The 24,982-nt window shown below is 61.4% G+C and carries 24 protein-coding genes, 1 tRNA gene and 2 pseudogenes; 13 read left to right on the forward strand and 14 right to left on the reverse strand.

Annotated features, from left to right (window positions below):
* Positions 1 to 23 precede the first annotated feature (23 nt).
* The gene (gene moaA, locus NKH83_RS19325; protein ID WP_254817247.1) at positions 24 to 1,019 is read right to left on the reverse strand and encodes a GTP 3',8-cyclase MoaA; all 996 of its coding nucleotides are present in this window, start codon (positions 1,017 to 1,019) and stop codon (positions 24 to 26) included.
* Positions 1,020 to 1,217: 198 nt separating this feature from the next.
* On the opposite strand from moaA, the gene NKH83_RS19330 reads away from it, so the two are divergent.
* Positions 1,218 to 1,571 (forward strand): gamma-butyrobetaine hydroxylase family protein, encoded by a 354-nt coding sequence (locus NKH83_RS19330; protein WP_023717628.1) that lies wholly within the window; start codon positions 1,218 to 1,220, stop codon positions 1,569 to 1,571.
* Between the two features lie 17 nt (positions 1,572 to 1,588).
* Here the strand turns inward: NKH83_RS19330 and NKH83_RS19335 are convergent, their stop codons facing one another.
* Positions 1,589 to 2,017, reverse strand: a complete 429-nt coding sequence (locus tag NKH83_RS19335) for a nuclear transport factor 2 family protein (protein ID WP_352508424.1) — start codon at positions 2,015 to 2,017, stop codon at positions 1,589 to 1,591.
* A 161-nt stretch (positions 2,018 to 2,178) separates the two neighbouring features.
* Between NKH83_RS19335 and NKH83_RS19340 the strand changes: the two genes are divergently transcribed.
* On the forward strand, positions 2,179 to 2,790 hold the full coding sequence (locus tag NKH83_RS19340; RefSeq protein ID WP_352806742.1) for a pyridoxamine 5'-phosphate oxidase family protein: 612 nt from the start codon (positions 2,179 to 2,181) through the stop codon (positions 2,788 to 2,790).
* Between the two features lie 27 nt (positions 2,791 to 2,817).
* Here the strand turns inward: NKH83_RS19340 and NKH83_RS19345 are convergent, their stop codons facing one another.
* Positions 2,818 to 3,270 carry a MarR family winged helix-turn-helix transcriptional regulator gene (locus NKH83_RS19345; RefSeq protein WP_352689332.1) on the reverse strand — a complete coding sequence of 151 codons (453 nt, stop codon included), beginning with the start codon at positions 3,268 to 3,270 and terminating at the stop codon, positions 2,818 to 2,820.
* Between the two features lie 47 nt (positions 3,271 to 3,317).
* On the opposite strand from NKH83_RS19345, the pseudogene NKH83_RS19350 reads away from it, so the two are divergent.
* A pseudogene (locus tag NKH83_RS19350) lies at positions 3,318 to 4,201 on the forward strand (alpha/beta hydrolase).
* 35 nt (positions 4,202 to 4,236) lie between these two features.
* Here the strand turns inward: NKH83_RS19350 and NKH83_RS19355 are convergent.
* Complete coding sequence (locus NKH83_RS19355; RefSeq protein WP_352806745.1) at positions 4,237 to 4,851, reverse strand: TetR/AcrR family transcriptional regulator; 615 nt, start codon at positions 4,849 to 4,851, stop codon at positions 4,237 to 4,239.
* A 98-nt stretch (positions 4,852 to 4,949) separates the two neighbouring features.
* Between NKH83_RS19355 and NKH83_RS19360 the strand changes: the two genes are divergently transcribed.
* Both NKH83_RS19360 and NKH83_RS19365 read left to right on the forward strand, forming a co-directional pair.
* Complete coding sequence (locus NKH83_RS19360; protein WP_352801581.1) at positions 4,950 to 5,696, forward strand: 3-oxoacyl-ACP reductase family protein; 747 nt, start codon at positions 4,950 to 4,952, stop codon at positions 5,694 to 5,696.
* A gap of 223 nt (positions 5,697 to 5,919) precedes the next feature.
* Entirely contained in the window at positions 5,920 to 7,812 is a 1,893-nt protein-coding gene (locus NKH83_RS19365) for a L,D-transpeptidase family protein (RefSeq protein ID WP_352806748.1), read from the forward strand.
* Between the two features lie 11 nt (positions 7,813 to 7,823).
* Here the strand turns inward: NKH83_RS19365 and NKH83_RS19370 are convergent, their stop codons facing one another.
* The 4 genes from NKH83_RS19370 to NKH83_RS19385 form a co-directional block, all read right to left on the reverse strand.
* Positions 7,824 to 8,300: a hypothetical protein gene (locus NKH83_RS19370; RefSeq protein WP_352806854.1), complete on the reverse strand. Its 477-nt coding sequence runs from the start codon at positions 8,298 to 8,300 to the stop codon at positions 7,824 to 7,826.
* 127 nt (positions 8,301 to 8,427) lie between these two features.
* On the reverse strand, positions 8,428 to 8,679 hold the full coding sequence (locus tag NKH83_RS19375; RefSeq protein ID WP_254817240.1) for a PepSY domain-containing protein: 252 nt from the start codon (positions 8,677 to 8,679) through the stop codon (positions 8,428 to 8,430).
* Between the two features lie 219 nt (positions 8,680 to 8,898).
* Positions 8,899 to 8,973, reverse strand: a tRNA-Val gene (locus tag NKH83_RS19380).
* A 102-nt stretch (positions 8,974 to 9,075) separates the two neighbouring features.
* Positions 9,076 to 9,759 (reverse strand): phosphoglycolate phosphatase, encoded by a 684-nt coding sequence (locus tag NKH83_RS19385; protein ID WP_254817239.1) that lies wholly within the window; start codon positions 9,757 to 9,759, stop codon positions 9,076 to 9,078.
* Between the two features lie 144 nt (positions 9,760 to 9,903).
* Here NKH83_RS19385 and rpiA point away from each other — a divergent pair, with 144 nt between their 5' ends.
* The 3 genes from rpiA (at position 9,904) to gor (ending at position 12,706) form a co-directional block, all read left to right on the forward strand.
* Positions 9,904 to 10,635 (forward strand): ribose-5-phosphate isomerase RpiA, encoded by a 732-nt coding sequence (gene rpiA, locus NKH83_RS19390; protein WP_352806752.1) that lies wholly within the window; start codon positions 9,904 to 9,906, stop codon positions 10,633 to 10,635.
* On the forward strand, positions 10,622 to 11,200 hold the full coding sequence (locus tag NKH83_RS19395) for a DUF2059 domain-containing protein (protein ID WP_352508431.1): 579 nt from the start codon (positions 10,622 to 10,624) through the stop codon (positions 11,198 to 11,200). The genes rpiA and NKH83_RS19395 overlap by 14 nt, the downstream gene beginning before the upstream one ends.
* Before the next feature lie 117 nt (positions 11,201 to 11,317).
* Positions 11,318 to 12,706 carry a glutathione-disulfide reductase gene (gor, locus tag NKH83_RS19400; protein ID WP_352806754.1) on the forward strand — a complete coding sequence of 463 codons (1,389 nt, stop codon included), beginning with the start codon at positions 11,318 to 11,320 and terminating at the stop codon, positions 12,704 to 12,706.
* A gap of 52 nt (positions 12,707 to 12,758) precedes the next feature.
* On the opposite strand, the gene mgtE is transcribed toward gor, so the two are convergent.
* On the reverse strand, positions 12,759 to 14,117 hold the full coding sequence (gene mgtE / locus NKH83_RS19405) for a magnesium transporter (protein WP_352478860.1): 1,359 nt from the start codon (positions 14,115 to 14,117) through the stop codon (positions 12,759 to 12,761).
* A 271-nt stretch (positions 14,118 to 14,388) separates the two neighbouring features.
* Entirely contained in the window at positions 14,389 to 16,278 is a 1,890-nt protein-coding gene (locus NKH83_RS19410) for an ABC transporter ATP-binding protein/permease (protein ID WP_352478859.1), read from the reverse strand.
* A gap of 519 nt (positions 16,279 to 16,797) precedes the next feature.
* Between NKH83_RS19410 and NKH83_RS19415 the strand changes: the two genes are divergently transcribed.
* Positions 16,798 to 17,253, forward strand: a complete 456-nt coding sequence (locus tag NKH83_RS19415; protein WP_352806756.1) for a hypothetical protein — start codon at positions 16,798 to 16,800, stop codon at positions 17,251 to 17,253.
* A 16-nt stretch (positions 17,254 to 17,269) separates the two neighbouring features.
* Here NKH83_RS19415 and NKH83_RS19420 read toward each other — a convergent pair whose 3' ends face one another.
* Both NKH83_RS19420 and NKH83_RS19425 read right to left on the reverse strand, forming a co-directional pair.
* Entirely contained in the window at positions 17,270 to 17,947 is a 678-nt protein-coding gene (locus tag NKH83_RS19420) for a DsbA family oxidoreductase (RefSeq protein ID WP_352806759.1), read from the reverse strand.
* Between the two features lie 23 nt (positions 17,948 to 17,970).
* On the reverse strand, positions 17,971 to 19,791 hold the full coding sequence (locus NKH83_RS19425; RefSeq protein WP_352806761.1) for an extracellular solute-binding protein: 1,821 nt from the start codon (positions 19,789 to 19,791) through the stop codon (positions 17,971 to 17,973).
* Between the two features lie 231 nt (positions 19,792 to 20,022).
* Between NKH83_RS19425 and NKH83_RS19430 the strand changes: the two genes are divergently transcribed.
* A complete protein-coding gene (locus NKH83_RS19430) occupies positions 20,023 to 20,652 on the forward strand; it encodes an invasion associated locus B family protein (protein WP_254817231.1) in 630 nt (209 codons plus the stop codon).
* 120 nt (positions 20,653 to 20,772) lie between these two features.
* Here the strand turns inward: NKH83_RS19430 and hspQ are convergent, their stop codons facing one another.
* Both hspQ and NKH83_RS19440 read right to left on the reverse strand, forming a co-directional pair.
* Positions 20,773 to 21,096, reverse strand: a complete 324-nt coding sequence (hspQ, locus tag NKH83_RS19435) for a heat shock protein HspQ (RefSeq protein WP_023675043.1) — start codon at positions 21,094 to 21,096, stop codon at positions 20,773 to 20,775.
* Between the two features lie 221 nt (positions 21,097 to 21,317).
* Complete coding sequence (locus tag NKH83_RS19440; RefSeq protein ID WP_352806857.1) at positions 21,318 to 22,526, reverse strand: UbiH/UbiF family hydroxylase; 1,209 nt, start codon at positions 22,524 to 22,526, stop codon at positions 21,318 to 21,320.
* A gap of 465 nt (positions 22,527 to 22,991) precedes the next feature.
* Here NKH83_RS19440 and NKH83_RS19445 point away from each other — a divergent pair.
* The 3 genes and pseudogenes from NKH83_RS19445 to pcsA all read left to right on the forward strand — a co-directional run bounded on the left by NKH83_RS19445 (position 22,992) and on the right by pcsA (position 24,964).
* Positions 22,992 to 23,524, forward strand: a pseudogene (locus NKH83_RS19445) (DUF2182 domain-containing protein).
* Between the two features lie 13 nt (positions 23,525 to 23,537).
* Positions 23,538 to 24,152, forward strand: coding sequence for a DUF1326 domain-containing protein (locus NKH83_RS19450; protein ID WP_352806765.1), 615 nt, complete (start codon positions 23,538 to 23,540; stop codon positions 24,150 to 24,152).
* The gene (gene pcsA, locus NKH83_RS19455) at positions 24,149 to 24,964 is read left to right on the forward strand and encodes a phosphatidylcholine synthase (RefSeq protein WP_254817227.1); all 816 of its coding nucleotides are present in this window, start codon (positions 24,149 to 24,151) and stop codon (positions 24,962 to 24,964) included. The genes NKH83_RS19450 and pcsA overlap by 4 nt, the downstream gene beginning before the upstream one ends.
* The last annotated feature ends 18 nt before the right edge of the window (positions 24,965 to 24,982 follow it).

Genomic DNA, 24,982 nt, shown 5'->3' on the forward strand with positions numbered 1-24,982 from the left:
TCTTGCACGAAATCGGCTAAAAATCAGCCGCCGGTGACGCTCATATGCCGCGACACCGACGGACGGTTGGTGCGGCGATCGATGATGAAGTCATGGCCTTTGGGCTTGCGGTCGATTGCGTCGTCGATGGCATCGGCGACCAGCTCGTTGCCTTCCGACGCACGCAGTGGCGCGCGCAGGTCTGCGGCATCTTCCTGGCCGAGGCACATGTAAAGGGTGCCGGTACAGGTCAGCCGGACCCGGTTGCAGCTTTCGCAGAAATTATGCGTCATCGGCGTGATGAAGCCCAGCCGCCCGCCGGTCTCGGCGACATGGACGTAGCGGGCCGGGCCACCGGTCTTGTAGGGAATATCGCTCAGCGTGAATTGGCGCTCGAGTGCTGCACGCAGCAGCGACAGCGGCAAATACTGATCGGTGCGGTCGGCATCGATCTCGCCCATCGGCATGGTTTCGATGACCGTCAGATCCATGCCGCGGCCATGCGCCCAGCGTAGCATGTCCGGCAATTCGGCGTCATTGAAGTCCTTCAACGCCACAGCGTTGAGCTTTACCTTCAGCCCGGCCGCCTGCGCGGCGTCGATGCCATCCATGACCTTGTCCAGATTGCCCCAGCGGGTGATCTGTCGAAATTTGTCGGCATCGAGAGTATCGAGCGAGACGTTAATGCGTTTGACGCCGCAGTCGGCGAGCTCGGCGGCAAAGCGGGAAAGCTGCGATCCATTGGTGGTCAGCGTCAGCTCTTCCAGCGCACCGCTCTCGAGATGCCGCGAAAGCTGGCGCACAAGATGCATGATGTTCTTGCGTACCAGCGGCTCACCGCCGGTGAGGCGGAGCTTGCGCACGCCCTTTTCGATGAAGACCGTGCAGAGCCGGTCGAGCTCTTCCAGCGACAGCAGGTCCTTCTTGGGCAGGAAGGTCATGTCCTCGGCCATGCAATAGGTGCAGCGAAAATCGCAGCGGTCCGTAACCGACACGCGCAGGTAGGTGATCGTGCGACCGAAAGGATCGATCATATCCATGCTGTACGCTTCCCGTGGCCGTGAACGGCTTCGTTATATATAGCTATGTGATACGAGCCAACTTGCCATTCAAGATATCAGCTCGCGATCTCCGGTAACATTCCGACGCCGACAGATCATGTCGGAACTTTCGATGCGGCCTTTTCCCTCGACACGAAGCGGCGTAGGGAAGGGCGGTTCTCCGCAGGATCCACCACCATGACAGCGCCGAAGGAACTCAGGGTCTCGAAAGATCGCAAGCTGCTTTCCGTGACCTTTCCGGGACATCAGCCGTTCGAGTTGCCGGCCGAGCTTCTGCGGGTCGCCTCGCCATCGGCCGAGGTGCAGGGCCATTCGCCCGAACAGCGCGTCACCGTTCCCGGCAAGCGCAATGTGGCGATCCTGAAGATCGAGCCAGTCGGCAACTATGCCGTGCGCATCACCTTCGACGATTTCCACGACACCGGTATCTTCACCTGGAACTACCTGCATACGCTGGGTCATGAGAAGGACGCACGCTGGGCCGCCTATCTCGCCGAGCTGGAAGAGAAGGGGCTGAGCCGCGACCGCTGAATGGTTTCGCGGTATGCTCAGCGCAGGATCGCCAGTATCTCGCCGGTGTCATAGTAAAACGGCGTGCCTTCGATCAGTCGGTCATCCTTGAAGCGCAAGACTTCGGCAAACGGCTGTATGATTGTTGCACCAGTGGCTCGCGACGTCAGCGAAAGCATGCAGCTCATGAACACCACATTATCGTTCTGGGCGGTTTGAAGATCCTCCACCGCCACGTCGCTCCAGATTTCCCGCATCTTGCGGAAAAGAGCGCCAACGCCGTCGAGGCCATTCCAGTCACCGGCATAGGGCAGGGACTGCGGCTCATGCACCACAATCTCGGCATGGAATGCGCTGGCAAGCACATCGAGGCTTTCCGACCCCGATTGCAGGAAGCGCATTTCAACATTGAACATGTTTTCAATAAGTTCCATGGCGGTGCGTCGCCGGTCGAGCGGTTTATCCATTTTCGGTCTCCGTATCCGTCGGTGCGATTGTGTAAGTGAAAGCGGTTTGCCCTTGTTCGCGTTGCCTCGACACCCGTTTCCTGATGACCGGCAAGCGGGCACCATGTCGTGAAAACGTCATGCATCTGGAGTAGCGCCGGCAAAGCTTTGGGGACGAAAACATGTCCATGATCACCAGCGTCGAACAGCTCGAAGCGCTCTATGGCCTGCCTGGCGAGGCGTCGGTGGTCAAAGAACTCGACCAGCTGATTCCCGAATACACAGCCATCATCGAGGCTTCGCCGTTCGCCGTGCTCGCAACCTGCGGGCCTGAAGGGCTGGACTGCTCGCCGCGCGGCGATCTCGCCGGCTTCGTCCGCATCCACGATCCGAAAACGCTGATGATGCCGGACCGGCGCGGCAACAACCGTGCCGATTCGCTAAGGAACATCCTTCGCGATCCGCGCGTCGCGCTCCTGTTCCTGGTGCCGGGTTCGGGCACGACGCTGCGCGTCAATGGCCGTGCCCACATCACCATCGATACCGCGCTCTGCGCCTCGTTCGCAGTCGAGGGCAAGCCGGCGCGCTCGGTGACGGTCATCGAGGTCGATGCGGTCTATTTCCAGTGCGCCCGCGCCATCCACCGGTCGGAGTTGTGGAATCCGGCAAGGCATGTCGACCCGAGATCGCTGCCGACTCCCGGCCAAATCCTGGAAATCACCAGCCGCAAGAACATCGACGGCGAGGTCTACGACAAGGAATGGCCGGAGCGCGCGAAAAAATCGATGTGGTGAAGCACTTGTTGGTGGAGCGCTGGGCTGTCAGGCGGTCTTCAAAACCTCGGCAACCCTACGCATCTGTTCGCCGATCATGTCGCATTGCTCCGGCGTCGACTGGCTCATCGCCTTCTCGATCAGCGCCATATGGACCTTCAGCGCCTGCATCAGCAGTGCCTCGCCGGTCTCGGTCAACGTCAGCCGCAGCACGCGCTTGTCCTTCTCGTCGCCCTCGCGGCGCAGCAGGCCACGAGTCTCCAGCTGCGGCAAAAGCATGGTGATGTTGGAGCGACCGACCAGCAGCCGGCGAGCGAGGTCGTGCTGCGACATGCCGGGATGACGGTAGAGGTTCATCAGCACGTCGAGCTGCGCCGGCTTCAGGTCGAGCGGCGCCAGCTTCACCGCCAGGGTGCGTTCCAGCACGTGGCATGCGCGCGCCACTGCCACCCAGTTGCGAAAGCGCGGGTTGTCCCAGGGCAGGTCTTGCTTAATGTTCATGTTTGAACTATTATGTTCATGCTTGAACCAATGAATGGATCGCCACTATGGCATCATTTGGACTGAAGGTCATCCGCGGCACGTTCGGAGTGGCTGAGCATGTGGCACCGCGACTCACCGGGCGCGCTGCATTCGAGCTGTTCTGCCGCACGCCGCATGAGAAGAGCTTGAGTGAAGGCGAGCGCCGCGCAATCGATCGCGCCGCCGATTTCATGACCCAGGCACGACATCACCGGCTAAAGACCAGAACCGGCTGCGTCATGGTGCATGAATTCCGGCCCGAGCCGGGCAGGGCCACTGCCGGCACCGTGCTCGTCATCCATGGTTGGCGTTCGCGCACCGAATACATGCGCACGCTGATCGAGGCCTATCGCGATGCTGGCTATAAGGTCGTCTCGCTCGACCTGCCGGGCCACGGCCAGTCGCAGGGCCGCCGGCTTACCCTGGTCAGTGCGGTCGATGCGGCACGGGTTGCCGACGAATGGTTCGGGCCGTTTGCCGCGATCGTGGGCCATTCCTTTGGTGGTGCCGTTGCCGCCAATGCAGTTGCCGGGCGGCCGGGCGACTGGTGCTTATCGCTGCGCCGAGCTCCCTGCCGGCAATCTTTGCTGATTTCAGTCGCATGCTGAATGTCGGCTCGCGCTCGCAGGTCGCCATGGCCGACCGGGTCGAGCGTATCGCCGGCCGGCCGTTGCACGAGTTTACCGGTGATCGCCAGCTGGCAAGCACGCTGCTGCCGACGCTGGTGATCCACGCGCCGGACGACCGCGAAGTGTCCGCCGATCATGCAAGGCTCTACGCGCGCGCCGGAGACCATGTGCGGCTGTACTGGGCCAACGGGCTCGGCCACCGCCGCATTCTCGCCGACAAGGGTGTGGTGGAGCGTGCCGTTGGCTTCGTTGCCGGCAGGCTGGAGCCGTTTCTGCAGTGATCTGAATGTCTGTTCTTGTCTGCCGGGTTCGATCGTCACGCCGCCCCGGTGCCGGCCATCGCTATCCAAGCCGCCATTGCCCCGGCCACCGTCGCCAGAAGGGCCGAGCGCGACGCGCCGTCGCGCGCCTGGATCGACATGCCGTGCTGCACGGTGGCGTAGAAGGTCGCGGCCGTACCGCAGTCGAAATCGGCCGGCAACTCTCCTTCGGCCACGCCACGCTCGAAGCGTCTCAGCAAGGCTTCGCGGTTTTCGGCGCGGCGACGGCGCAGATCATCACAGATGGCGCCGCGGCTTGAGTCCTGGTGCAATGCGCCGAGCGCGATAAGGCAGCCTTGCGGACGACCGGTCTGTGAATAGGCCCTGGCAGTCTGCCGCAGGAACCGCTCGACGGCCTGGCGCGCGGTCGGCGCCTTTTCCAGCGCAGACCAGATCTCGGTTCCCTCGACCCGCGTGTAAAGCTCGGTTGCCTCGAGAAATAGCGCTTCCTTGCTGCCGAAGGCGGCATAGAGGCTGGGTGAGTTGATGCCCATTGCAGCGGTCAGATCGCTTATCGACGCGCCCTCATAACCCTTGACCCAAAACACTTCCATTGCGCGCCGCAAGGCGGCGGCTCGATCGAAGGTGCGGGGGCGGCCTCGTTCCGGCATGGTATCCTTTCTGTATTGATCGATATATAATTCAGTTGACGTGGTTCAGCAAGGCTGGCAGATATTTATGTATCAATCACTACAAAATGGAGAAGCAGATGTCATCCAGAAGCTTGAACGGCAAGGCCGCCCTCGTCACCGGCGGCAGCCGCGGCATTGGTGCGGCGATCGCAAGAAGGCTCGCGGCCGACGGCGCAGGCGTGGCGATCACCTATGTGAATGGTGAGGAAAGGGCACTCGCGGTGGTCAGGGAAATCGAGGCGGCCGGCGGCCGGGGCTTTGCCATCAAGGCCGACAATCGCGATGCTGCGGCGATCGAGGCGGCAGTCGATGAGGCAGCAAAAGCCTTCGGACGGCTCGACATCCTCGTCAACAGCGCCGGCATCTGGCGCGCTGCGCCGATCGATGCTCTGTCGCTTGCCGACTTCGATGAGACGATGGCGGTCAACCTCAGGGCCCCGTTCGTCGCCGTCAAGGCGGCAGCAGCACATATGGGCGAGGGTGGCCGGATCATCTCGATCGGCAGCAATCTGGCCGAGCGTGCCACCGACGCCGGCCTGAGCGCTTATTCGGCCAGCAAGGCTGCCTTGGTTGGCCTGACCAAGGCCTTTGCCCGCGATCTCGGTCCGCGCGGCATCACCGCCAATGTCGTCCATCCGGGGTCGACCGATACCGACATGAATCCGGCAGCCGGCCCGCACGCCGAGCATCAGCGCCAGAAGATGGCGATGCCTCGCTTCGGAACGGCCGACGAGATCGCCGGCATGGTCGCCTGGCTTGCCGGTCCCGAAGGACGCTTCGTGACAGGCGCGGCATTGACCATCGACGGCGGCGCAAACGCGTGAGACTTGGTCACTGGACGGTTGCCGTTCTGGCCGAGGACGGCGACGGATTCGCTTGACCCCTCACGATGTTGTGAAACCGTTCTGCAACAGACGTTCCGAAATTTATGGAAGCTTAACGAAATCAGTATGAATCAGTGTAGTCATGCCTTACATCCGCCATGGGGTGGGCGAGACCGTGAAAGCGGTGCGGAACGGGATCCGGTTCAACCGGAGCGGGTGATCCATGAAACTCCTTGGAAACAAAGCAACCGTGCTGCCGTTCGCGGTGGTCGCGGCAATGCTGGCCTTCGGGACGCCGCAGGTTGAAGCGCAAGGGTTCTTCGACATGCTTTTCGGCGGCGGCGTCAAACACGCACCGCCGAAAGGTAACTTTCCGCCGCCACCGTCAAAATACAAGCCCAAGGCGCCAGCCGCTTCCGGTGGGGGTGGTGGTGCGCAAATCAGCAGCCCGTCCTATTACACCTACAAGAGCGATCCGCTGGTGCGCGTCGATTTTTCGGCACTGTCGGCAGCGCCTGAACCGGCAACGCCTCAGGATGCTGCATTCGAGCCGACGGCCACCGGGGCTGCATTCCGCGAAGCCATTGCCGGGCTCGACGGCTATGATCTCTACGCCGAGAAGGACATCGCCAAGGCGCTGATCGCGTACTACTCAGCCAATCCGGATTTCATCTGGGTGACGGGAACCAGTCCCAACAGCCGTGCCGAGGATGCTGTGCGGGTGCTGGGCGAGGCCGCGAGCTACGGCCTGACGCCCGCCGACTACACCGTCGAAGTTCCGGCAGCAGGCGCATCGGCGGGCAATGCCGATGAGCGCCTTAAAGAGCTGGTTCGCTTCGAGATGGCGATGTCGGCCCGTGTCCTGCGCTACGCCCGTGACGCACAAAGCGGCCGCGTCGATCCCAACCGCATCACCGGCTACTACGATTTTCCGCCGAAGCCGCTCGACATGGAAGGGGTACTGAAGACGCTGGCCCATACCCAGCAAGTGCGTACTTATCTCGAATCACGGCATCCACAGAATTCCGAGTATCAGGCGCTGCGCGTCGAACTGGAATCGCTACAGGCAAGCGCCGAGGACGAGATCGTCGTCGATCCCAATCTGCTGTTGAAACCGGGGCAGACCAGCCCCGAGCTGCCGAAGCTTTTGACAAGGATCGCGCGCAATCTCGATGACGAGATGGGCGGTGCCTATGGCGAGGTGCTGGCGAGGCTCGCCACCAGCGAGGTCTACGATCCGGAGCTGGTGCCGGTGATCAAGGCGGTGCAGAAACGGGCCGGCATGAAAGGCGACGGCGTCATCGGCCCGCGTACCGTCGCATCGTTGGCCGGAACGTCCAAGGCCGACAAAATTCAGAAGGTTCGGGTTGCGCTCGAAGAATTGCGCTGGCTGCCTTCCGACCTCGGCAGCCCGCGCGTCTTCATCAACCAGCCGGCTTTCACCGCGAGCTATATCGACGACGGCGAGGAGAAGCTGAAGACCCGCGCCGTAGTCGGCAGGCCCACCAACCAGACTGCTTTCTTCTATGATCAGATCGAGCAGGTCGACTTTCATCCCTATTGGGGCGTGCCGCAGTCGATCCTGGTCAACGAGATGTTGCCGCGGCTGCGGCGGGATCCTGGCTATCTCGACCGCGCCGGCTATGAGGTGGTCAATGCCCGCGGCAAGCGCATTCCCTCATCCTCAGTCGATTGGGGTGCCTATGGCGCAAAGATACCCTACGGCGTGCGCCAGCTGCCGAGCGAGGCCAATGCGCTGGGCGAGCTGAAGATACTGTTTCCCAACAAGCACGCCATCTACATGCACGACACACCACAGAAGTCATTTTTCCAGCGCGACATGCGCGCGCTCAGCCATGGTTGCGTTCGCTTGCAGGATCCGCGCGGCATGGCGGCTGCCGTGCTCGGTACCTCGGTCGACTACATCGAGGACAGACTGAAACACGGACATTCGACCGAGGACGTGACACGCAAGATCCCGGTCTATGTCGCCTATTTCACCGCATGGCCGGACCTGTCCGGCAAGGTCGAATACTTCAACGACGTCTACGGCCGCGATACAAGGCTGCAGCAGGCGCTCGACAGCACGGAAGCGGTGCGTTCGCCGGCAAGCTGACGAATGCGGTTCTAGCGCTGAAACAGTGGACGCCGGAAACCGGCATCGCGTCCGGCGATGAGCCAATAGACCAAGCCCGCGACAACGCCTGCGGCGGCAATGATGCCGATATCGGCCCAGCGCTCCGGGTTCGTGTCGTCCGGTACACTGGGCCAGATCACGGCGAAGCCGCCAACCCCGGCCGCCGCGCCGAAGATCATGTGCAGCCAAAAACTGCGCAGCGAGAAAAACTCGGCAATCAGTGCGAAGATCAGCGTCTGCAGGCCGGTCAGCACGATTGTCAGAAAATAGATGAACATGCCGAGCGGCGGCAACAGCAGCACCGCAGCCGGGGTGACGCCCATGACGTCGAAATAATTCGGTGCATTTGGCAGCGAACTCAGCCCGCCATAGATCGCCGCCACCGCGATCAGCCCAACCAGTACCGCTATGAAATAACCCGCGAGCATCATCAGAAAGCGTTTCAATACGTGCTTTACCGTCGCCATGCCCACCCCCGCGCGCAATGATAGCACCCAGTCAGCCATCAAAGTCATATCTACGCAAGGGTGTGCCGAAGGCCGCGGGCCTTCGAGGAGCGGCATTTTTTAGAATCTGGACCGTTGGCGGCCAGCCTCATTTCGGCGCGGCTGTCACCGGATCATAGGTGATTTCAACTTTCGCCTTGTCGTTCGTGTAATAAATGACGGTGTAGGCGCCGCTGTCCCAATCGATTTCCTTGATGTAGCGGAAGTCGTCGCGCTGCTCGACCTTGGCGATGATTTCCGACAGCTTCTTGGCATTCTGCGGCGGCACCGGATTTTCGTCCGCGGCAAAGGCCGATCCGCCGACAAGCAGCACGGCGGCCGCCAAAACAAGTCTGGACATGGCTTTCCCTCACATTTCGATGAGCAGAAACTCATCTACATACGGGTTTGTTCCCGGACTCGGGCTTGCGGATCGTCCAGACCGGCAATTGTGCCAAGCGTAAGTATGCCTGTCAGTCTTATAGCTTGCGGAAAAAGCGCACGGAAAACCAATGCGATCATGCGCTGGTTCTCGATCACGGCAGCCTTCCCCGTCGGTGATGGCTAAGTGCCGAAAAGATGGTGGGCGATGCAGGGATTGAACCTGCGACCCCACCCGTGTGAAGGGTGTGCTCTCCCGCTGAGCTAATCGCCCGCTCGTTGCCCGAAGGCCAAGCGCGCCGCGATATAAGGGAGGCCGGCCTGCGAAGTCAACCACTTGTCGGCCGTCATTTGGCCGTCTGGACTATGACCGGCTTCAGCCTTCCGCCGCGGCCATCAGCCCTTGTACCAGATCGAGCGTCAGCGAATCGAAATGCGAGATCACCGCCGACGGTTCGAACTCCCGCACATGACGATCGGTGTAGCCGAAATCGACTGCCACTACCGGAATGCCGGCGGCCTTTGCCGTGTCGATGTCGGTCTGCGAATCACCGACCATCAGTGCACGGTGAGGGTCGCCACCGGCGCGCGCGATGGTCTGCGTGAGATGGCGCGGGTCGGGCTTGCGGAACGGAAAACTATCCTGACCGCAGATCGCCGCGAAATGCCTGGTCATACCGAGCGCCTCGATCAGCGCCACCGAATTGGCCTCATATTTATTGGTGCAGATGGCCAGCAGGTAACCGGCTGCCTCGAACCGTGCGATCGCCTCGGGAACGCCCGGGTAGGGGCGCGATTTGCCGGGAATGTTAACGGTGTAATGGTCCAGAAACAGCTTTAGCAGGCGATCGTGCTCCTCCACGGCCAGCGACCTGTGTTGCGCTGCATGGGCGCGCTCGATCATCACGCGGCCGCCATGGCCGACGAAACGCTTGAAGCCGGCTTCGTCGACGGCCGCGAGCTGGCTGGCGGCAAGGCTGTGGTTGAGACTGTCGAGCAGGTCCGGCGCCGTGTCGATCAGCGTCCCGTCGAGGTCGAACACGATGGTCGGTCGGGTCATGGCCTGTCCTGTGACGATTCGATTGCCGGCAGGCGATAACCGCTGCGGCCCGTTCAGGCAAGCCGGCTTATCCACCGCGGGCAAGGTCCTTTGACCAGCTCGGCAAAAATGCTACGAGCGCCGAAACAAATCTTGGGGCCCGGCATGGATGCGAGGCAATTGAAGGTTGAGGCCGCGCGGACAGCGCTGGCCCATGTGACGGATGGCATGCGGCTCGGCATCGGCACCGGCACGACAGCGGATGAGTTCGTGCGGCTGCTCGCCGACAAGGTCGCCACCGGCCTGACTGTCATCGGCGTGCCGACCTCGGAGCGCACCGCCGTCCTTTGCACCCAGCTTGGTGTGCCGCTGTCGACCCTCGAGGAAACACCGGAGCTCGACCTCACCATCGACGGCGCCGACGAGATCGATCCGGCGCTGACATTGGTCAAGGGCGGCGGTGGCGCGCTGCTGCGCGAGAAGATTGTCGCGGCGGCCTCCGCCCGCATGATCGTCATCGCCGACAGCTCCAAGATGGTCGAGATGATCGGACGCTTTCCGCTGCCCATCGAAGTCAACCGGTTTGGCCTGCGCGCCACCGAAATTGCGGTTGGCGTGGCGGCTGCAAACCTGGGCCTTTCCGGCCCTGTTACATTGAGGATGACGGGGACCCAGCCATTTGTTACAGACGGCGGCCATTTTATCCTCGATGCATCTTTTGGCCGCATTCCGGATACAAGAGCGCTTTCGAATGCTCTCCACTCCATTCCCGGCGTGGTCGAGCACGGTCTTTTCATCGGGCTGGCGACAACGGCCATCATAGCCGGCGGCGACGGCATCCAAACCGTCCATGCCGCCCGAAAACCAAGGAGTTTTACCGATCATGATGTTGCATAACCGGGTTGGCCGCTTTTTTGCCATTCTGGCGGCCTCGGCCGTTTTCGCGTTTTCGTCCCCGGCGTTTTCGCAGGACGTCACTGATGCGCATCTGAAGGCGGCGCGTGCCGCGGTCGCGGCGATCCATGCGACGGATACGTTCGACAACATCCTGCCGCAAGCGGCCGCGGCGCTCGAGCAGCAGCTGATCCAGAAGAACCCGGACATGCAGGAACTGATCGCCAAGACGATCAACGAGAAGGCGATGGCCTTGGCATCGCGCCGCGCCGACCTGGAAAAGGAAGCAGCGCTTGCCTATGCAAAGGTGTTCTCGGAAAAGGAACTCAATGAAATCGCCGCCTTCTACAATTCCGAGTCCGGCAAGAAGCTGCTCGACAACGGCCCGATCGTGACGCGCGAACTGGTGAAGGCTGCCGAGATCTGGCAGAACGGCTTGGCTCGCGATCTCGCCCAGCAGGTCGGCGAGACCCTGGGTGCAGCGGCGAATGCCAAGGCGCAGGCTGCACCTGCCGAGGGTGCCGCCCCGGCAGACGGCGCTGCTCCCGCGGACGCCACGCCGAATTGATCGCGGACTTCCGAGTGGCCTGACCGCCACTGGACCAGAAAGCCCGGCAAGTCCGGGCTTTTCTTTTGGTGGCTGGCAGCCTACCTGTCTCGTTGTTTGAGGGGCAGGAGCTGGACCATGGCCGGTTACGACTACGATCTTTTCGTCATCGGCGGCGGCTCCGGCGGGGTGAGGGCGGCGCGCGTCGCGGCTCTACTCGGCAAGCGTGTCGGCATTGCCGAGGAATTCCGCTACGGCGGCACCTGCGTGATCCGCGGCTGCGTGCCGAAGAAGCTTTATGTCTACGCCTCGCAATTCCCCGAGCATTTCGCCGACGCTGCCGGTTTTGGCTGGACGGTGCCTGAGGCGCATTTCGACTGGCAGAAGCTGGTCGCCAACAAGGACCGCGAAATCAGCCGGCTGGAGGCCGTCTACAAGAAGAACGTCCACGGTGCCGGCGGTGAGGTCTTTCATTCGCGCGCCACCCTGGTCGATCCGCATGTGGTGCATCTTCTCGGTGAGGATCGCACCGTTACCGCCGACCAGATCCTGATCGCTACCGGCGGGCGCCCGGCGCCGCATCCGGCGTTGCCCGGCCATGAGCACTGCATCTTTTCCAACGAAGCCTTCGACCTCAAGGAGCTGCCGAAGGCAATCATGATCGAGGGCGGCGGCTATATCGCCGTCGAATTCGCCAATATCTTTCATGGGCTGGGCGTCGACACGACTCTGGTCTATCGCGGCAAGGAGATACTCAGCCGCTTCGACATGGACCTCAGACGCATGCTGCACGAGACGATGGAAAAGAAGGGGATAAAAATCCTCTGCCACGCCGTGTCCGAGTGGGTCAGGAAGCGCCCTGACGGCCGGCTCGACGCGCTTGTCACCGGCGGCACCGTGCTGACGGTCGACCAGGTCATGCTCGCCATCGGCCGCATTCCCAATACCGAGAACATGGGGCTGGAAGGCGTCGGCATCGAGATGACCAAAACCGGGGCAATCCAGGTCGACGAATACTCCCGCACGAACATCGACAACATCTGGGCGATCGGTGACGTTACCCACCGCGTGCAATTGACGCCGGTGGCGATCCACGAGGCGATGTGCTTCGTCGAGACCGCCTTCAAGGACAATCCGATGGCGCCCGACCATGACACGATCGCTACCGCAGTCTTTTCACAGCCCGAGATTGGCACGGTCGGCCTGTCGGAGGATGAGGCGGCAAAGCGCTTTTCGGATCTTGAAATCTACCGCGCCACCTTCCGGCCGATGCGGCACACGCTTTCCGGCCGCGATGAAAAGATGCTGATGAAGCTGGTCGTCGACGGCGCGTCGAAAAGAGTCCTCGGCGCCCATATCCTCGGGCCGGACGCCGGCGAAATGGCGCAGCTTCTCGGCATACCGCTGAAGGCCGGGCTGACCAAAGATGATTTCGATCGCACCATGGCGGTGCATCCGACCGCGGCGGAAGAACTCGTCACCATGTACAAACCGACTTACCGGGTGAGGGATGGTGAGCGCGTCTGACGCGACGACGACCATCGCGGCAACGAGATTGCCGCGATGGAAGTGCGTGATCTTACAGCAACGTTCCGCGCAGGATCACAAGCGCCACAGAAAAATAGATCACCAGCCCGGTGACGTCGACCAGCGTGGCGACGAACGGGGCTGATGCGCTGGCCGGGTCGAAGCCGACGCGCTTCAGGGCGAACGGCAGCATTGATCCAGACAGCGAGCCGAAGGCGACGATGCCAACCAGCGTGGCGCCGATCGTCATTGCGATCAGCGGCCAGTGCGGGCCGTAGTCGTAGAAGCCGAAATATTGCCAGAGCGCGATGCGGCAGACGCCGACTACGCCAAGGATCGAGCCAAGCACCAGGCCGGTGGGCAGCTCCCGCAGGGCCACCCGCCACCAGTCGCCAAGGCCGATCTCGCGCAGCGCCAGGGCTCGGATGACGAGCGAGGTCGCCTGCGAGCCGGAATTGCCGCCGGAGCTCATGATCAATGGAATAAACAGGGTCAGCACGATCGCCTTTTCCAGCTCGCCCTCGTAGCTCTGCATCGCGTTGGCGGTCAACATCTCGCTGATAAACAGCGCACACAGCCACCCGGCGCGCTTCTGGATCATCGCCAGAAAACCCATCTTCATATAGGGCTCGTCGAGAGCCTCCATGCCGCCGAAACGATGCACGTCCTCGGTCGTTTCCGAGATCATCGTATCGATGATGTCGTCGATGGTGACGATGCCGAGGAGCTTGCCGTTGTCCACGACCGGGACGGCGAGCAGATCATATTTGGAGATCAACTGAGCAACCTTTTCACTATCGGTCAGCGGTGAAACAGTGATAGGCGCACGATCCGGCGCTATTGCCATGATCAGTTCGTCGGGTTCGCCAGCGATCAGTCGACGCAGGCTGGTCGAGCGCAACAGGACCTGCGTTTGCGGATCGACGATGTAGATCGCGTAGACGGTTTCGCGCGTCCGCTCGACCTTGCGAATGTAATCCAGCGTGCGGGCAACGCTCCAGTCCGGCGGCACGCCGACATATTCAGTCGTCATGAGCGAGGCGGCGCTGCCCTCGGGGTAGCCGAGAATAGCAAGCAGCGTCGCGCGCAGCGGTGGCGCCAGGCCGCCGAGCAGCTCGGAACGAGCCGGTTCGTTCAGATCGCGCAGTATGTCGGCGGCGCGGTCGACCGACATGGCGGCAAGCAGTCTGCCTGCCTTGATGCGGGGTAGTGCCTCGACGAGTTCGGATGCGCCGTTGAGCTTCGGCTGGTCGAAGATCTCGACCAGCCGCTCGAACGGCACTTCGCAAAGCAGCTCCGATGCCGTCTCGCGAGGCTCCTGGTTCAGCGCCTCGACCATGTCGGCGACATGTTCGTTGGCAAGTACGCGGGCGATGGCATCGCCGCCCGCAACGGGGGAAAACTCGTTCATGGCTCACTCCTTGCCGTCCGGCAGGACGTGAGCCTGTCAGATCACGTCAAGCGGACGGCGGTTGCGTTCGACTGTGACTGTCGCCAGGCATGGCGCTGTGACCTTTCTGCTCGCGGGTTCGAGTTGAGATTCTGCAAGCCGGCGCAACATAGGAGCGTGCCTTGCCAAGTCAATCGCGAGAGCGGGTTAAAACGGCGGCAGACCGACCGGATCGCGAGACTGTGATCGGGCTACGTCACAGGCAGGCTGGATGCTGGCAATGGTGCCGCAGCTATCTCTGCTTGAGCCGGCGGGGAAAGCGCAGCCACTTGTCCTCGGCCGGCCGCGTCGGCTGCGTGAGGATGGTGGTGAGCTCGACCGGCAAGCTCGGAACCAGCGGCTTCTTGGTGGCGACGCCGTCGGCGATCGCAACGACGCTGTGGTAGAATTCGGTGCCCGCGAGCGATCTCGGTGGCGTCGCCTCATGCATGATCGAGATCACAGTTGCATCAGGGCAATTGTCCTTGATCGCCTGGTGGAAGGCGATCCGTCCATCGGGATCGAGAGCGCCAGTGGCTTCATCGAGGAACAGCAATCCCGGCTGCTGCAGCACGATACGGGCGACAACCAGTTTCTGTTTCTGCCCACCCGAGAGAACCTGATCCCAGATCTTTCCTTCACGGCTCTCATCGGCCAAATGCTCGATGAAATCGCCGAGGCCGGCCTTGTGCAGGGCGGATGCGACCTGCACGTCGGGATAATCATGCTCGGAACCCGGCAGGCAGACCAATTGCTTCAGCGAAACCTGCTGCAGCTTCACCTCCTGGGCGGCGTAGAAACTCCTGACCCCTTCCGGGAAGACGATGGTGCCGCGGCCATAGGGCCAAAGGCCGTTGATCGCCTTGATCAGCGAGGTCTTGCCGCAACCGGATTCGCCCTTCAGGAAAGTCCATTCGCCACGCCGGAAGCGCAAGTTCGCGGCACTCAGGAAGGGCGTTGCGTCCTCGCCCTGATGCGCTAGCTCTAGTTTCTGGATGGTCAGGCCGAAAACAGGGTTTTGGCGGTCGTAGCGAAAATCGGAGCGGCCGGTCTGCTGATAAAATTCCTGCGGGTGCTGAACGTTTTCGATCGCGTTTGCGAGTTCGGTGACGCGCTGGCTGTTGGCCCGCAGCGCGGCGATGGCAGGCATGACATGGATGAACCACGAGCATTGACTGATCAGCGAGTTGACCATCTCAGAGCCGGTTATGTAGCCCTTGAGATCGAACCCGTTATGGATGAAGGGAACCAAGCCTGGCCCGTAGGCGACAATGCGGGCACCGATGAAATTGTAGATCAGCTCGAACGAATTGTAGCCTGTGTTGACGATGTTCAGCCGCGCCCAGGTGCGGTCGATGTCGACATAGCGCTGGCTGTGCACTGCCTTCTGCACGTTCTCGCCTTGCGATGCGGCGACATGAAAACTGCGGCGCAGAAAGGTGATCAGCTCGCCGCGATAGCTGCCTTCGGCCTGCTGCATCCTGACATTGAGCCGTTCCAGCAGCCTGCCCAGCTTGACGGCGATCCAGGTGTTCAACGGTACGTAAGTGGCGACTGCCAGAAAGGCGAGGACGGCGCTGCCATAGCTGCCGAGGAACTCCAGCCCTTTGACCTCCGCCGAGTGTGCAAGCAGTTGCTGGCCGACGAAATACAATGAAGTAGCAACGGCCAAAACCCCCATCGCGAGGCCGATGGCGCCCCCCGTCATATCCTTGATCGATTCCTGGATGCGCTGGTCGATATTGTCGGGAGCGGCGGCACCTGACGAGCCATGCTGAGCGTGGAAATGGGTGTGATTGGAATCAAGCAGGGCTTCGTTGAACTGGCTGTCCAGCCAGCCGCGCCACTTGCGATGCAACGTTGCGGACACCAGGCTGCGGATACCGGTAAAACCCGCATCCTTGAGCAAGACCAGGAGGACAAGTATCCCGGCATTGGCCAGCAGTGTCTGAAGCGGGGTGGTGTTCGCGGCATCATGGAAAAAGGCGATCGAGTTGACCAGCTCTCCGGATGCTACGGCAAACCACACGCCTGACTTGCTGGAGAGCGCGGTGAGCAGGGCGATCACCAGCGTCAAGGTCCAGGCTTCCACCCACTTGTCCGAAAACCAGTAGGCCCGCATCAGGCCCCAGAAGCTGCGCATCGACGATACGGGCGTAAGGGGCGACTGCCTTGCGGCACCGCGGAGCCATTTTTCCGATATTGAATGTCGCGTTGGTCTATCGACCCGAATCACTATCCCGCCCAAACGATTTTTCTTTTGTTACGGACAGTAACACCAATTGATCATTTTACATTAGCTTTTCACTGGTCGCGGGTAGCTTAGCTCGCCAGCCGTTGCAGTGGAGCAACAGAATGAATGGGTCACGGCGCTATGCTGTCACGTTTCTGGGGCTGAATACCAAGGCAATTTCAACTAGTTACTTGCCTGCGCCGGAGCAGGTAGAGACCTTCCCCTAGGGAAGGTCTTCACACAGCTTTGTGAACATAGAAGCGCCGTCCAGCGGTCGATCTTCACAGCCCGAATCCGCCTTCGAGGCCAGTCCGGCGTCGTCGGCGGCCAGAACGTGACCGTATGATTCGTGGTTGAAGCTGCCATGTCAGGAACGCCTACGTTTGACAAAGATGCGCTTCGGATCGAACCTGCCGGACGCATCCAGGTTTGAACCGGGGGGAAGTTCTTCATGCTTGCACGGACATTGTTTGTGGCGATGCTCGCGATGTTTGCCTGGCTGCCGCAAACATATGCCGGCAGCCAGACCGTTCCCGCAAACGCCGAGGGACAGATCGAGTTCAACCGCCGTCCGGCAATATTGGCTGCATCTACACGCCGAAGGGCGGCACCAGCACCTACGAGCCGCAGGATGGCGGACCGGAGCTGAGCTGTTCGCGCGTCGAGCCCAGCTACGTCACCGTCGTCCTCGGCCCGAAAGGCCAGGCGACGCTGATCAAGAATCCGGGCGAGCAAGGCTGCTGCGGCGACGTCGCCAAGCTGGCCTACGGCAACAGCTGGAGCAAGGGGCTGTTTTCCTGCCAGTCCTCCACCAAGGGATTGACCTGCACCGACAAGCATGGCCATGGCTTTTTCGTCAGCAAGGCCAAGGTGACGGTGAAATAGTCGAAAATAGTCCGGCTCAGTTCGCCGCCTCCAGTTCGCCGCGTGCCTTGGCCGCAGCCACCTGGCGCAGCGCATCGGCAAGCGTATCGGCGTCCTGGGCGCCCATCACCGCATATTTACCTTCAAGCAGAAAGCACGGCACGCCCGATATGCCCATGCGCGAAGCGGTGGCGATTTCGGTGCGCACCGCCTCGACATCCGCGTCCGTCGACAGAAGCGTTTCGACGACGGAGGCATCCATGCCGGCCTCGCGGGCGGCTTCGATCAGCACGGCATGATCGCCGAGATTGGCGCCTTCTTCGAAATTCAGCTGGAACAGCCGACGCACCAGCCGGTTCTGAACGGCCTCGCCGGCCGTCCCGGCCCAGCGAATGAGCCGGTGCGCATCCAGCGTATTGGGCGCGACCTTGATGGCGTCGAAGGCAAAGGAAATCCCCTCAGCCTCGCCCAACGGCTCGATCCGGGCATGGATTTCGCGGATGCGTTGCTCGCTGCCGAATTTCGCCACCATGTAGTCGCGGCGGTTCTTGCCTTCGGGCGGAATCGTCGGGTCGAGCTGGAAGGGCCGCCAACGTATGTGAACGTCGAGGTCGACGGCGGCAATCGCCTTGTCGAGCCGTTTCTGGCCGATAAAGCACCAGGGGCACACGACGTCGGAGACCACATCGACGGTAATCGAGTTCTCGTCGTTCATCTTGATCTCCTGTTCTGAAGAGGTCACTTCGGTTTGCGCCACCAGGTCGGCAACTGATAACCGTATATGGGCGTCTTTTGCGGATGTTCCAGATAGTTCCAATAAGCGAGCCATTGCTGGTTGTTGTGCTGGGTCGGCACCATGTAATTGCCTGAGATCAGCAGCCGGTCGAGGACCCGGACAGCAGCGACATAGTCCTCCTTCGAGCGAGCTCTCAACATCGCCTCGATCGCCGCGTCCACTGCGGGGTCGGCGACACCCGCTAGGTTGAACGAGCCTTCGGCCTTGGCGGCAGCGGATCCCCAGCGCCCGGCTTGCTCGATACCGGGCGACAGTGAGTTGTTGAAACCGGTCGAGCCGACCAGCACCTCGAAATCGAAACGCTGCTTGCGCGACTGGATCTGATCGCCGTCGAGGCTGCGGATGCCGACATCGATGCCGAGCTTCTCAAGCGTGCGCTGATAGATAGCGGCAAGTCGCTCTTCGTCCTGCGAGGCGGTCAGGATCTCGAAACCGAACGGCTTTCCCTGGGGATCGAGCATCGCGCCGTCCTGCACCGTATAGCCCGCGCTCTTCAGCAGCTCGAATGCCGCCTTCAGCACCTTGCGGTCCTGGCCGGAGCCATCGGTAACGGGCGGCCTGTAGGTGCCGTCCATGACATCTGCGGGCACGCGGCCGGGGTAGGGGGCCAGCAGGGCCTTTTCCTTTTCGCTGGCCGGGTGGCCGAGCGCGGACAGCTCGGAATTCTGCCAAAAGCTCATCGTGCGCGTGTATTTGCCGCCGAACAGATTCTTGTTGGCCCATTCGAAATCGTAGAGCATGCCGAGCGCGCGCCGCACGACCGGATTGGAAAATTTCGGCAGCCGCGTGTTGAACAGGAAACCGTTGACCACCGGCGGAATGCCGGTATCGAAAGTTTCGGCGATGACCTCGCCCCTGTGGAAGGCCGGAAAGTCGAGATCGCGCTCGCGTTTGACCGGGTCGCTGTCGTCGTCGATGGCGCAGATGCCTTTCTTGAACGCTTCCTGCTTGGCGTTGGCGTTGAGGAAATACTCGATGGTGATCTGGTCGTAATTGTCGAAGCCGCGCTTGGACGGCACGTCCTTGCCCCAATAGTCCGGATTGCGCTTGAACACGATGCGCTGGCCGGGCACGACTTGCGCCACCGTGTAAGGCCCGCTGCCGATCACCGGCTTCAGCGTCGTCCTGTCGAAAGTGTCCTTGTTGAACGCGTGTTTCGGGATGATCGGCGTCAGCGCAATGATTAGGGGAAATTCGCGGTCCGCCTTTTCGTTGAAAGTGAAGCGCACACTACGGTCGCCGGTCTTTTCGAGCTTGGCGATCGCTTTCATTCGCTGGCTGTAAGGTGGCCGGCCCTTCTCGGTGAAGACATCATAGGTGAACAACACGTCTTCCGGCGTCACCGGCTCGCCGTCCGACCATTTGGCCCTGGGATCGAGGTGGAATTCGATGCTCTTGCGCTCGGGATCCATGTCGGCGGTATCGGCGAGCAGGCCGTAGAGACTGAAGGCCTCGTCGTAGTTGCGCTGCATCAACGGCTCGAAGACAAGATTGCCAAAAGCTTGATCCATCATGCCGCGCGCGGTGGTGCGCAGACTTCTCAGGATGAACGGATTGAGATTGTCGAAGCTGCCGACGACACAATAGGTAATGCTGCCGCCTTTCGGCGCGTCGGGATTGACGTAGTTGAAATGATCATAGTCGGCCGGCAGCGCCGGCTCGCCCTGCATGGCAAGCGCGCGCTTCGGTTCCGACAGGGCCGGCTGCAGGGAAAGGCCGACAAACAAGATTGTGGCGATCAGCCAAACGACAACGCGGCCCATGACCGTCTCCTTCCCGATTCGATGCGCAGCATACATGAGCCGGTCGTGCACCGGCCAATCCCTCGACCCAGTCCCTCGGCCAAGATTCGCGCGGCCCGGGCTGGATTCGGCGCTGCTTGCAGTGTAACACGCCGTCCGAAGTCATTCTGTTGCCTCATTTCGGCAACAGGTAGCTGGACCACACGGCATGAAAAAAGCCGGTCCCGGGATCATTTGAGAGGAATGCACGACATGACGAGCCTGAACAGCAACGCGTACCGCCTGTCGGTCATGGCCGCTGGCGTGGCCGGCATTCTGGGCGCCGGCATTCCCGCTGCTGTCGCGCAGCAGCAACAGCAGATTCCGCAAGGCTGGTTCAAGGCCTGCACCAAGCAGGAAGATGTCGACATTTGCAATGTCCAGAACATCACCACCGCCGGTAATGGTCAGCTCATCACCGGCGTCAGCCTGATCGAATTGAAGGGCAAGGTGAACCGCAAGGTGTTCCAGGTGACGGTTCCGACCGGCCGTCTGGTTCCTCCCGGCATCGGCCTCCAGATCGACGCCGGCAAGGCGCAGAAGCTCGAGTACGTGATCTGTTTCCCGGATCGCTGCGTGGCGGAAGTGCCGCTGACCGATCAGCTCGTCGCGTCCTTCAAGAAAGGTTCGAACCTGACGCTGACCTCGGTCAATTTCCAGAACCAGCCGAACCCGATCAAGATCGCGCTGACCGGCTTCAGCGGCGCCTTCGACGGCCCGCCGCTGCAGCAGTCGGACATCGAGGACCGACAGAAGAAGCTCCAGGAGTTCGTCGCCAAGAACAATCAGGATTTTGCCAAGAAGCTCAAGGAAGAGCAGGAAAAGGCGAAGGCCGCCAACTGATCGACGGGTTTTCGAACAAAACAAAAGCGGGGTTCATGCCCCGCTTTTTTATTGAATCGGCTGATTATCGGGTCAAGACTTGTCTCAAGCCTGTCTGAGCCCAGCCAGATCCCGACTAAGTCAATGTCTCAATTGGTGCTTCGGCTCGTAGCGCCCGTCCGGCTTCTTGTCGAACATTTCACCAATCTGCGGATGCCGAACCGGTTCGCCCGACCGGTCCTCGAGTAAATTCTGCTCGGACACATAGGCGATGTATTCCGTCTCCGAATTCTCGGCGAGCAGATGATAGAAGGGCTGGTCCTTGCGCGGCCGCACGTCGGCGGGGATCGCCTCGTACCATTCGTCGGTATTGGCGAATTGCGGATCGACGTCGAAAATGACGCCGCGGAACGGAAACAGCCGGTGGCGAACCACCTGTCCGATCGAGAATTTGGCTGTTTTCATCGCACTCACCACTTGAACTTCTTGAACGCCACGCATCCTGGAACACGCAAGGAAACGCTCCAGAATTTTAGATTCTTACACACCGGTCAGGCAAAGATCGGCCCAGGCCTCACGGTCGACATCGTCATTATTTGGCGCAGACGCCGCGTCAATTCAATCCCGATCAGCTTGATGCCGGGTTGAGCATCACAAGATGCGGATCAAGGGCGGCGCCACGATCACTATCGCGCAGCCGCTTTTCGCAATCCGCCAAAAAACGCCGCAAAACCGCTGCCGGGTCGAAGACCCTCGCGCATGAAAAACGCCCGCAACGGCGCAAACCCCTCAAGCGCGCCAAGACCAGCGCTGCGCATCAGCTGGGCCGGCAGCATGTCGGAAAGCAACGACATGTTCAGCAGGTTGACCGCGCTGCTGCGCGCCAGAATGTCCGGCCGCCGCTTGAAATCATAGGCTGCAAGCGCCTGGGCGGCGCCCGGGTCCGAGCGGTTTCTGCTTGCGGTACCAATCAGGTCGTCAATGTCCCGGATGCCGAGATTAAGCCCTTGCGCGCCGATTGGGGGAAACACGTGGGCGGCTTCACCGACAAGTGCCACGCGGCGATGCGCAAACCGCCACGGGCTCACCGCTGAAAGTGGGTAGACCTGCCGGCCGGGCTCAACCGACACGCGGCCCAGCATCGATTGCATCCGCTGTTCGACCCGCGTCGAAAGCTCGGCCTCGTCAAGTGCTGCAAGATCCTTGGCGATTTCGGGTTCGAGCACCCAGACAAGGCTGGACCGGTTGCCGGGCAGGGGAACCTGTGTGAACGGACCGGTCTCGGTGTGGAATTCGGTCGAGGTGAATGCATGGTCGCTGCGGTGACCGAAATTGAGCACCAGCGCCGCCTGCGGAAAGGATCGGACCAAGGTCCGGATGCCGGCTGCCTCGCGGGCCGGCGATTGACGGCCATCGGCGGCAACTGCCAACGATGCCTCGATCTCGCTACCGTCGGCGAGAACGGCATGGGCATGGTCGGCATCGAGGCGCCATGCCTCCACCATCGACTTTCGCCATTCGATGCCCGAATGCGCGACAGCCTCGGCTAGCGTGCGGTTGAGAACGCTGTTGGGCAAGTTCAGCCCGAATTGCTCTTCGTTGATCTCGCTGGCGCGAAAGGTCACTGTCGGGCTGCGGATCAGCCGGTTGGTTGCGTCAACGATACGCATCACCTTGAGCGGCGCTGCGTGCGGCCTGATTCCGTCGAAGATCCCTAGCCGTTCGAACATCTCTAGGGCAGGGTTCATCAAGGCTGTCGTCCGGCCGTCGGGGCCAGCTGCGTCGGGTCCGACGAGCGTCACGGGAAAGCCCGCCTCGGCAAAGCCAAGCGCCGCGATCAGCCCCGCAGGGCCGCTGCCGGCGACCAGTATCCGTGCTGTTTCCCGATGCTTCAATTCGGCTTCCGGATTGCGAGGTGAGGCCTGTCCGACCTGCTGGTCCATATAGGTCAGGTGATGCGGCTTGATCAACGCGGCGATTCGGCCCATTCGGTTGCCATGACCGGCCAACAAGACAATTTCAGCCACCTCGACGGTACCGGCCGCGCGATGGCGAGCGTTGCGCGCAGCCCTCGACTGACCGTGAGCGTTGTTGCCGGCATGGGCGTTGCCCTTGCCTGGCTCCTTCTCGGCGCAATGGCAGTTCGGGGGGCGGTGAGCCGGCTCCCGGGCGCCGACGTACCCGGCGACGCCGTGCTGGAATACCTGCAGCTACTGCCGTTGCCGGATTTCCTTGCGCGTTTCTTCGCCCTCTGCCTTGCGCCGGCGCCGCTTCGCGCAAGCCTAGGCGCGCAAGGCGGGGCACTCACCGCGATGTGGCTGTTGATGGCCATCGCGACCATGCTGCCCTCCGCGGCGCCGATGATCCGCACCTATTGCGAGATCGCGGATACCGCCCGGATCAAGAGGGAGCCGGCCGTCCATCCGCTGATCCTGGTCGCTGGATATTTGAGCGTCTGGCTTGTCGCCTCGACAATGTTCGCTGCCCTGACGCTCGCAATCCATGCATTCGCCTCATCCGGGCAGATGCTCGATCCGCTGGTTGGAATTGCCGGGGCAGCCGCGCTGTCGATCGCTGGTCTCTATCAGTTCAGCTGGCTGAAGGAAGTCTGTCTGGACAAGTGCAGAAATCCGTTCTCGGTCCTGTTCGCCAACTGGAGCGCCAGGCCTATTCGCATTTGCGGCTCGGCATGAAGCAGGGCCTGTGGTGCCTTGGATGCTGCTGGGCTCTAATGCTGGTAATGTTTGCCGTCGGTGTGATGAACGTGTTCTGGATGGCGCTGATCGGCTTGTTCAGCCTGGTCGAAAAGCAGACGGCAGGCAATCTGCCGACGCGGCTGGCCGGTGCGATACTGCTTGTCTGGGCAGCAGCGCTACTAGTAGTCTCGACATGAGGGGGACAATTCGATGACAGACCAAAACTGGGCAATGAAGGGAGAACTCGTCCTCTCCTGCAATTGCACGGTTTTTTGCCCTTGCGTTCTGTCGCTCGGCAACCATCCGCCAACGGAAGGCTATTGCCAAACCTGGGCGGGGTTCCGCATCGATGCCGGCCATTTCGGCGAGGTCGACCTGTCCGGTCTCAATCTTGGGCTGATCATGGAAATCCCCGGCTATATGAGCCGCGGCAACTGGACGGCTGGCCTTTTCATCGACAAGCGCGCCTCGGTTTACGCTGTGAAGGGACTGACGAAGATATTCACCGGCAAGGCCGGTGGAACCACATCGCTGCTCTCCATCCTGGTCGGACAGTTCCTCGGCGTCGAGCAGGTGCCGATCACCTACGAGACGCGTGAGAAAACACGCATCTTCCAGATACCGAAGATCATCGATGGTGCGGTGACGCCGATCGCCGGCAAGGATCGCGACAAGGATACGGTCATCAGCAATTCGGAATACTGGATTGCGCCGGAAATCATCATCGCCAAATCCGACAAGAGCAAAATGCGGGCCTTTGGCCGCAACTGGAACTTTGCTGGCCGCTCGGCCGAAATCTGCAAGCTGGATTGGCGGGGCCCGTGAGCAAGAAGACGACGGCCAGGAAAATCGCCGACCGGATTCCGCGGCCGAAGAAGAAAGTCACATGGCCTCAGGCGCGGGCGTTCTCGGTCCATCTCTTGACCGCGTCGGGCTCATTCCTGGCGTTTCTGTCGCTGGTGGCAGCAAGCGAGCAGAGGTGGACGGCGATGTTCTGGTGGCTGGGCCTGGCGCTTTTCGTCGACGGCATCGACGGGCCGATCGCCAGGAAGCTCGACGTCAAGGAAATCCTTCCGACATGGTCGGGCGAACTGCTCGACAACATCATCGACTACGTGACCTACGTGTTGATTCCGGCCTTCGCGCTCTATCAGCGCGGCTTCATGGGCGAGCGCCTGTCGTTCCTGTCTGCGGCGATAATCGTGGTGTCGAGCGCGATCTACTATGCCGATACCGGCATGAAGACGAAGGAGAATTTCTTCAAAGGCTTTCCGGTCGTCTGGAACATGGTGGTGTTCACGCTGTTCGTCATCGAACCAGGACAATGGGTTTCCTTCGCCGTGGTCGTGGTGGCCGGCATTCTCACCTTCGTGCCGATCAATTTCATCCATCCGGTCCGGGTGAAGCGGCTGCGGCGCGTCAATCTCGGCATGACGCTGCTTTGGTGCGCTTTCGGCGCGCTGGCGCTGGCGCAGGCCGCACTTGCCTCCTTCTACGACCAGATCGGCGTGCTGGGCGAGCAGGTCAGCGACTTCATCAAGATCGGGATCACGGTCACCGGGCTTTACCTCGCCTGCATCGGCGCTATCATGCAGTTCTTTCCAAATCTCGGCGCCAAGCCGGACAAGAAAGCCTGATCCCAAGAGAGCCTGAAA

Origin of the sequence: Mesorhizobium sp. M0909 (assembly GCF_040319515.1) — a bacterium.
Taxonomy (GTDB): domain Bacteria; phylum Pseudomonadota; class Alphaproteobacteria; order Rhizobiales; family Rhizobiaceae; genus Mesorhizobium.

Coding starts and splice junctions, on each gene's coding strand:
- moaA (WP_254817247.1), bottom strand. CDS start 1,019: ATGGATATGATCGATCCTTTCGGTCGCACGATCACCTACCTGCGCGTG.
- NKH83_RS19330 (WP_023717628.1), top strand. CDS start 1,218: ATGACAGCGCCGAAGGAACTCAGGGTCTCGAAAGATCGCAAGCTGCTT.
- NKH83_RS19335 (WP_352508424.1), bottom strand. CDS start 2,017: ATGGATAAACCGCTCGACCGGCGACGCACCGCCATGGAACTTATTGAA.
- NKH83_RS19340 (WP_352806742.1), top strand. CDS start 2,179: ATGTCCATGATCACCAGCGTCGAACAGCTCGAAGCGCTCTATGGCCTG.
- NKH83_RS19345 (WP_352689332.1), bottom strand. CDS start 3,270: ATGAACATTAAGCAAGACCTGCCCTGGGACAACCCGCGCTTTCGCAAC.
- NKH83_RS19355 (WP_352806745.1), bottom strand. CDS start 4,851: ATGCCGGAACGAGGCCGCCCCCGCACCTTCGATCGAGCCGCCGCCTTG.
- NKH83_RS19360 (WP_352801581.1), top strand. CDS start 4,950: ATGTCATCCAGAAGCTTGAACGGCAAGGCCGCCCTCGTCACCGGCGGC.
- NKH83_RS19365 (WP_352806748.1), top strand. CDS start 5,920: ATGAAACTCCTTGGAAACAAAGCAACCGTGCTGCCGTTCGCGGTGGTC.
- NKH83_RS19370 (WP_352806854.1), bottom strand. CDS start 8,300: ATGGCGACGGTAAAGCACGTATTGAAACGCTTTCTGATGATGCTCGCG.
- NKH83_RS19375 (WP_254817240.1), bottom strand. CDS start 8,679: ATGTCCAGACTTGTTTTGGCGGCCGCCGTGCTGCTTGTCGGCGGATCG.
- NKH83_RS19385 (WP_254817239.1), bottom strand. CDS start 9,759: ATGACCCGACCGACCATCGTGTTCGACCTCGACGGGACGCTGATCGAC.
- rpiA (WP_352806752.1), top strand. CDS start 9,904: ATGGATGCGAGGCAATTGAAGGTTGAGGCCGCGCGGACAGCGCTGGCC.
- NKH83_RS19395 (WP_352508431.1), top strand. CDS start 10,622: ATGATGTTGCATAACCGGGTTGGCCGCTTTTTTGCCATTCTGGCGGCC.
- gor (WP_352806754.1), top strand. CDS start 11,318: ATGGCCGGTTACGACTACGATCTTTTCGTCATCGGCGGCGGCTCCGGC.
- mgtE (WP_352478860.1), bottom strand. CDS start 14,117: ATGAACGAGTTTTCCCCCGTTGCGGGCGGCGATGCCATCGCCCGCGTA.
- NKH83_RS19410 (WP_352478859.1), bottom strand. CDS start 16,278: ATGCGCAGCTTCTGGGGCCTGATGCGGGCCTACTGGTTTTCGGACAAG.
- NKH83_RS19420 (WP_352806759.1), bottom strand. CDS start 17,947: ATGAACGACGAGAACTCGATTACCGTCGATGTGGTCTCCGACGTCGTG.
- NKH83_RS19425 (WP_352806761.1), bottom strand. CDS start 19,791: ATGGGCCGCGTTGTCGTTTGGCTGATCGCCACAATCTTGTTTGTCGGC.
- NKH83_RS19430 (WP_254817231.1), top strand. CDS start 20,023: ATGACGAGCCTGAACAGCAACGCGTACCGCCTGTCGGTCATGGCCGCT.
- hspQ (WP_023675043.1), bottom strand. CDS start 21,096: ATGAAAACAGCCAAATTCTCGATCGGACAGGTGGTTCGCCACCGGCTG.
- NKH83_RS19450 (WP_352806765.1), top strand. CDS start 23,538: ATGACAGACCAAAACTGGGCAATGAAGGGAGAACTCGTCCTCTCCTGC.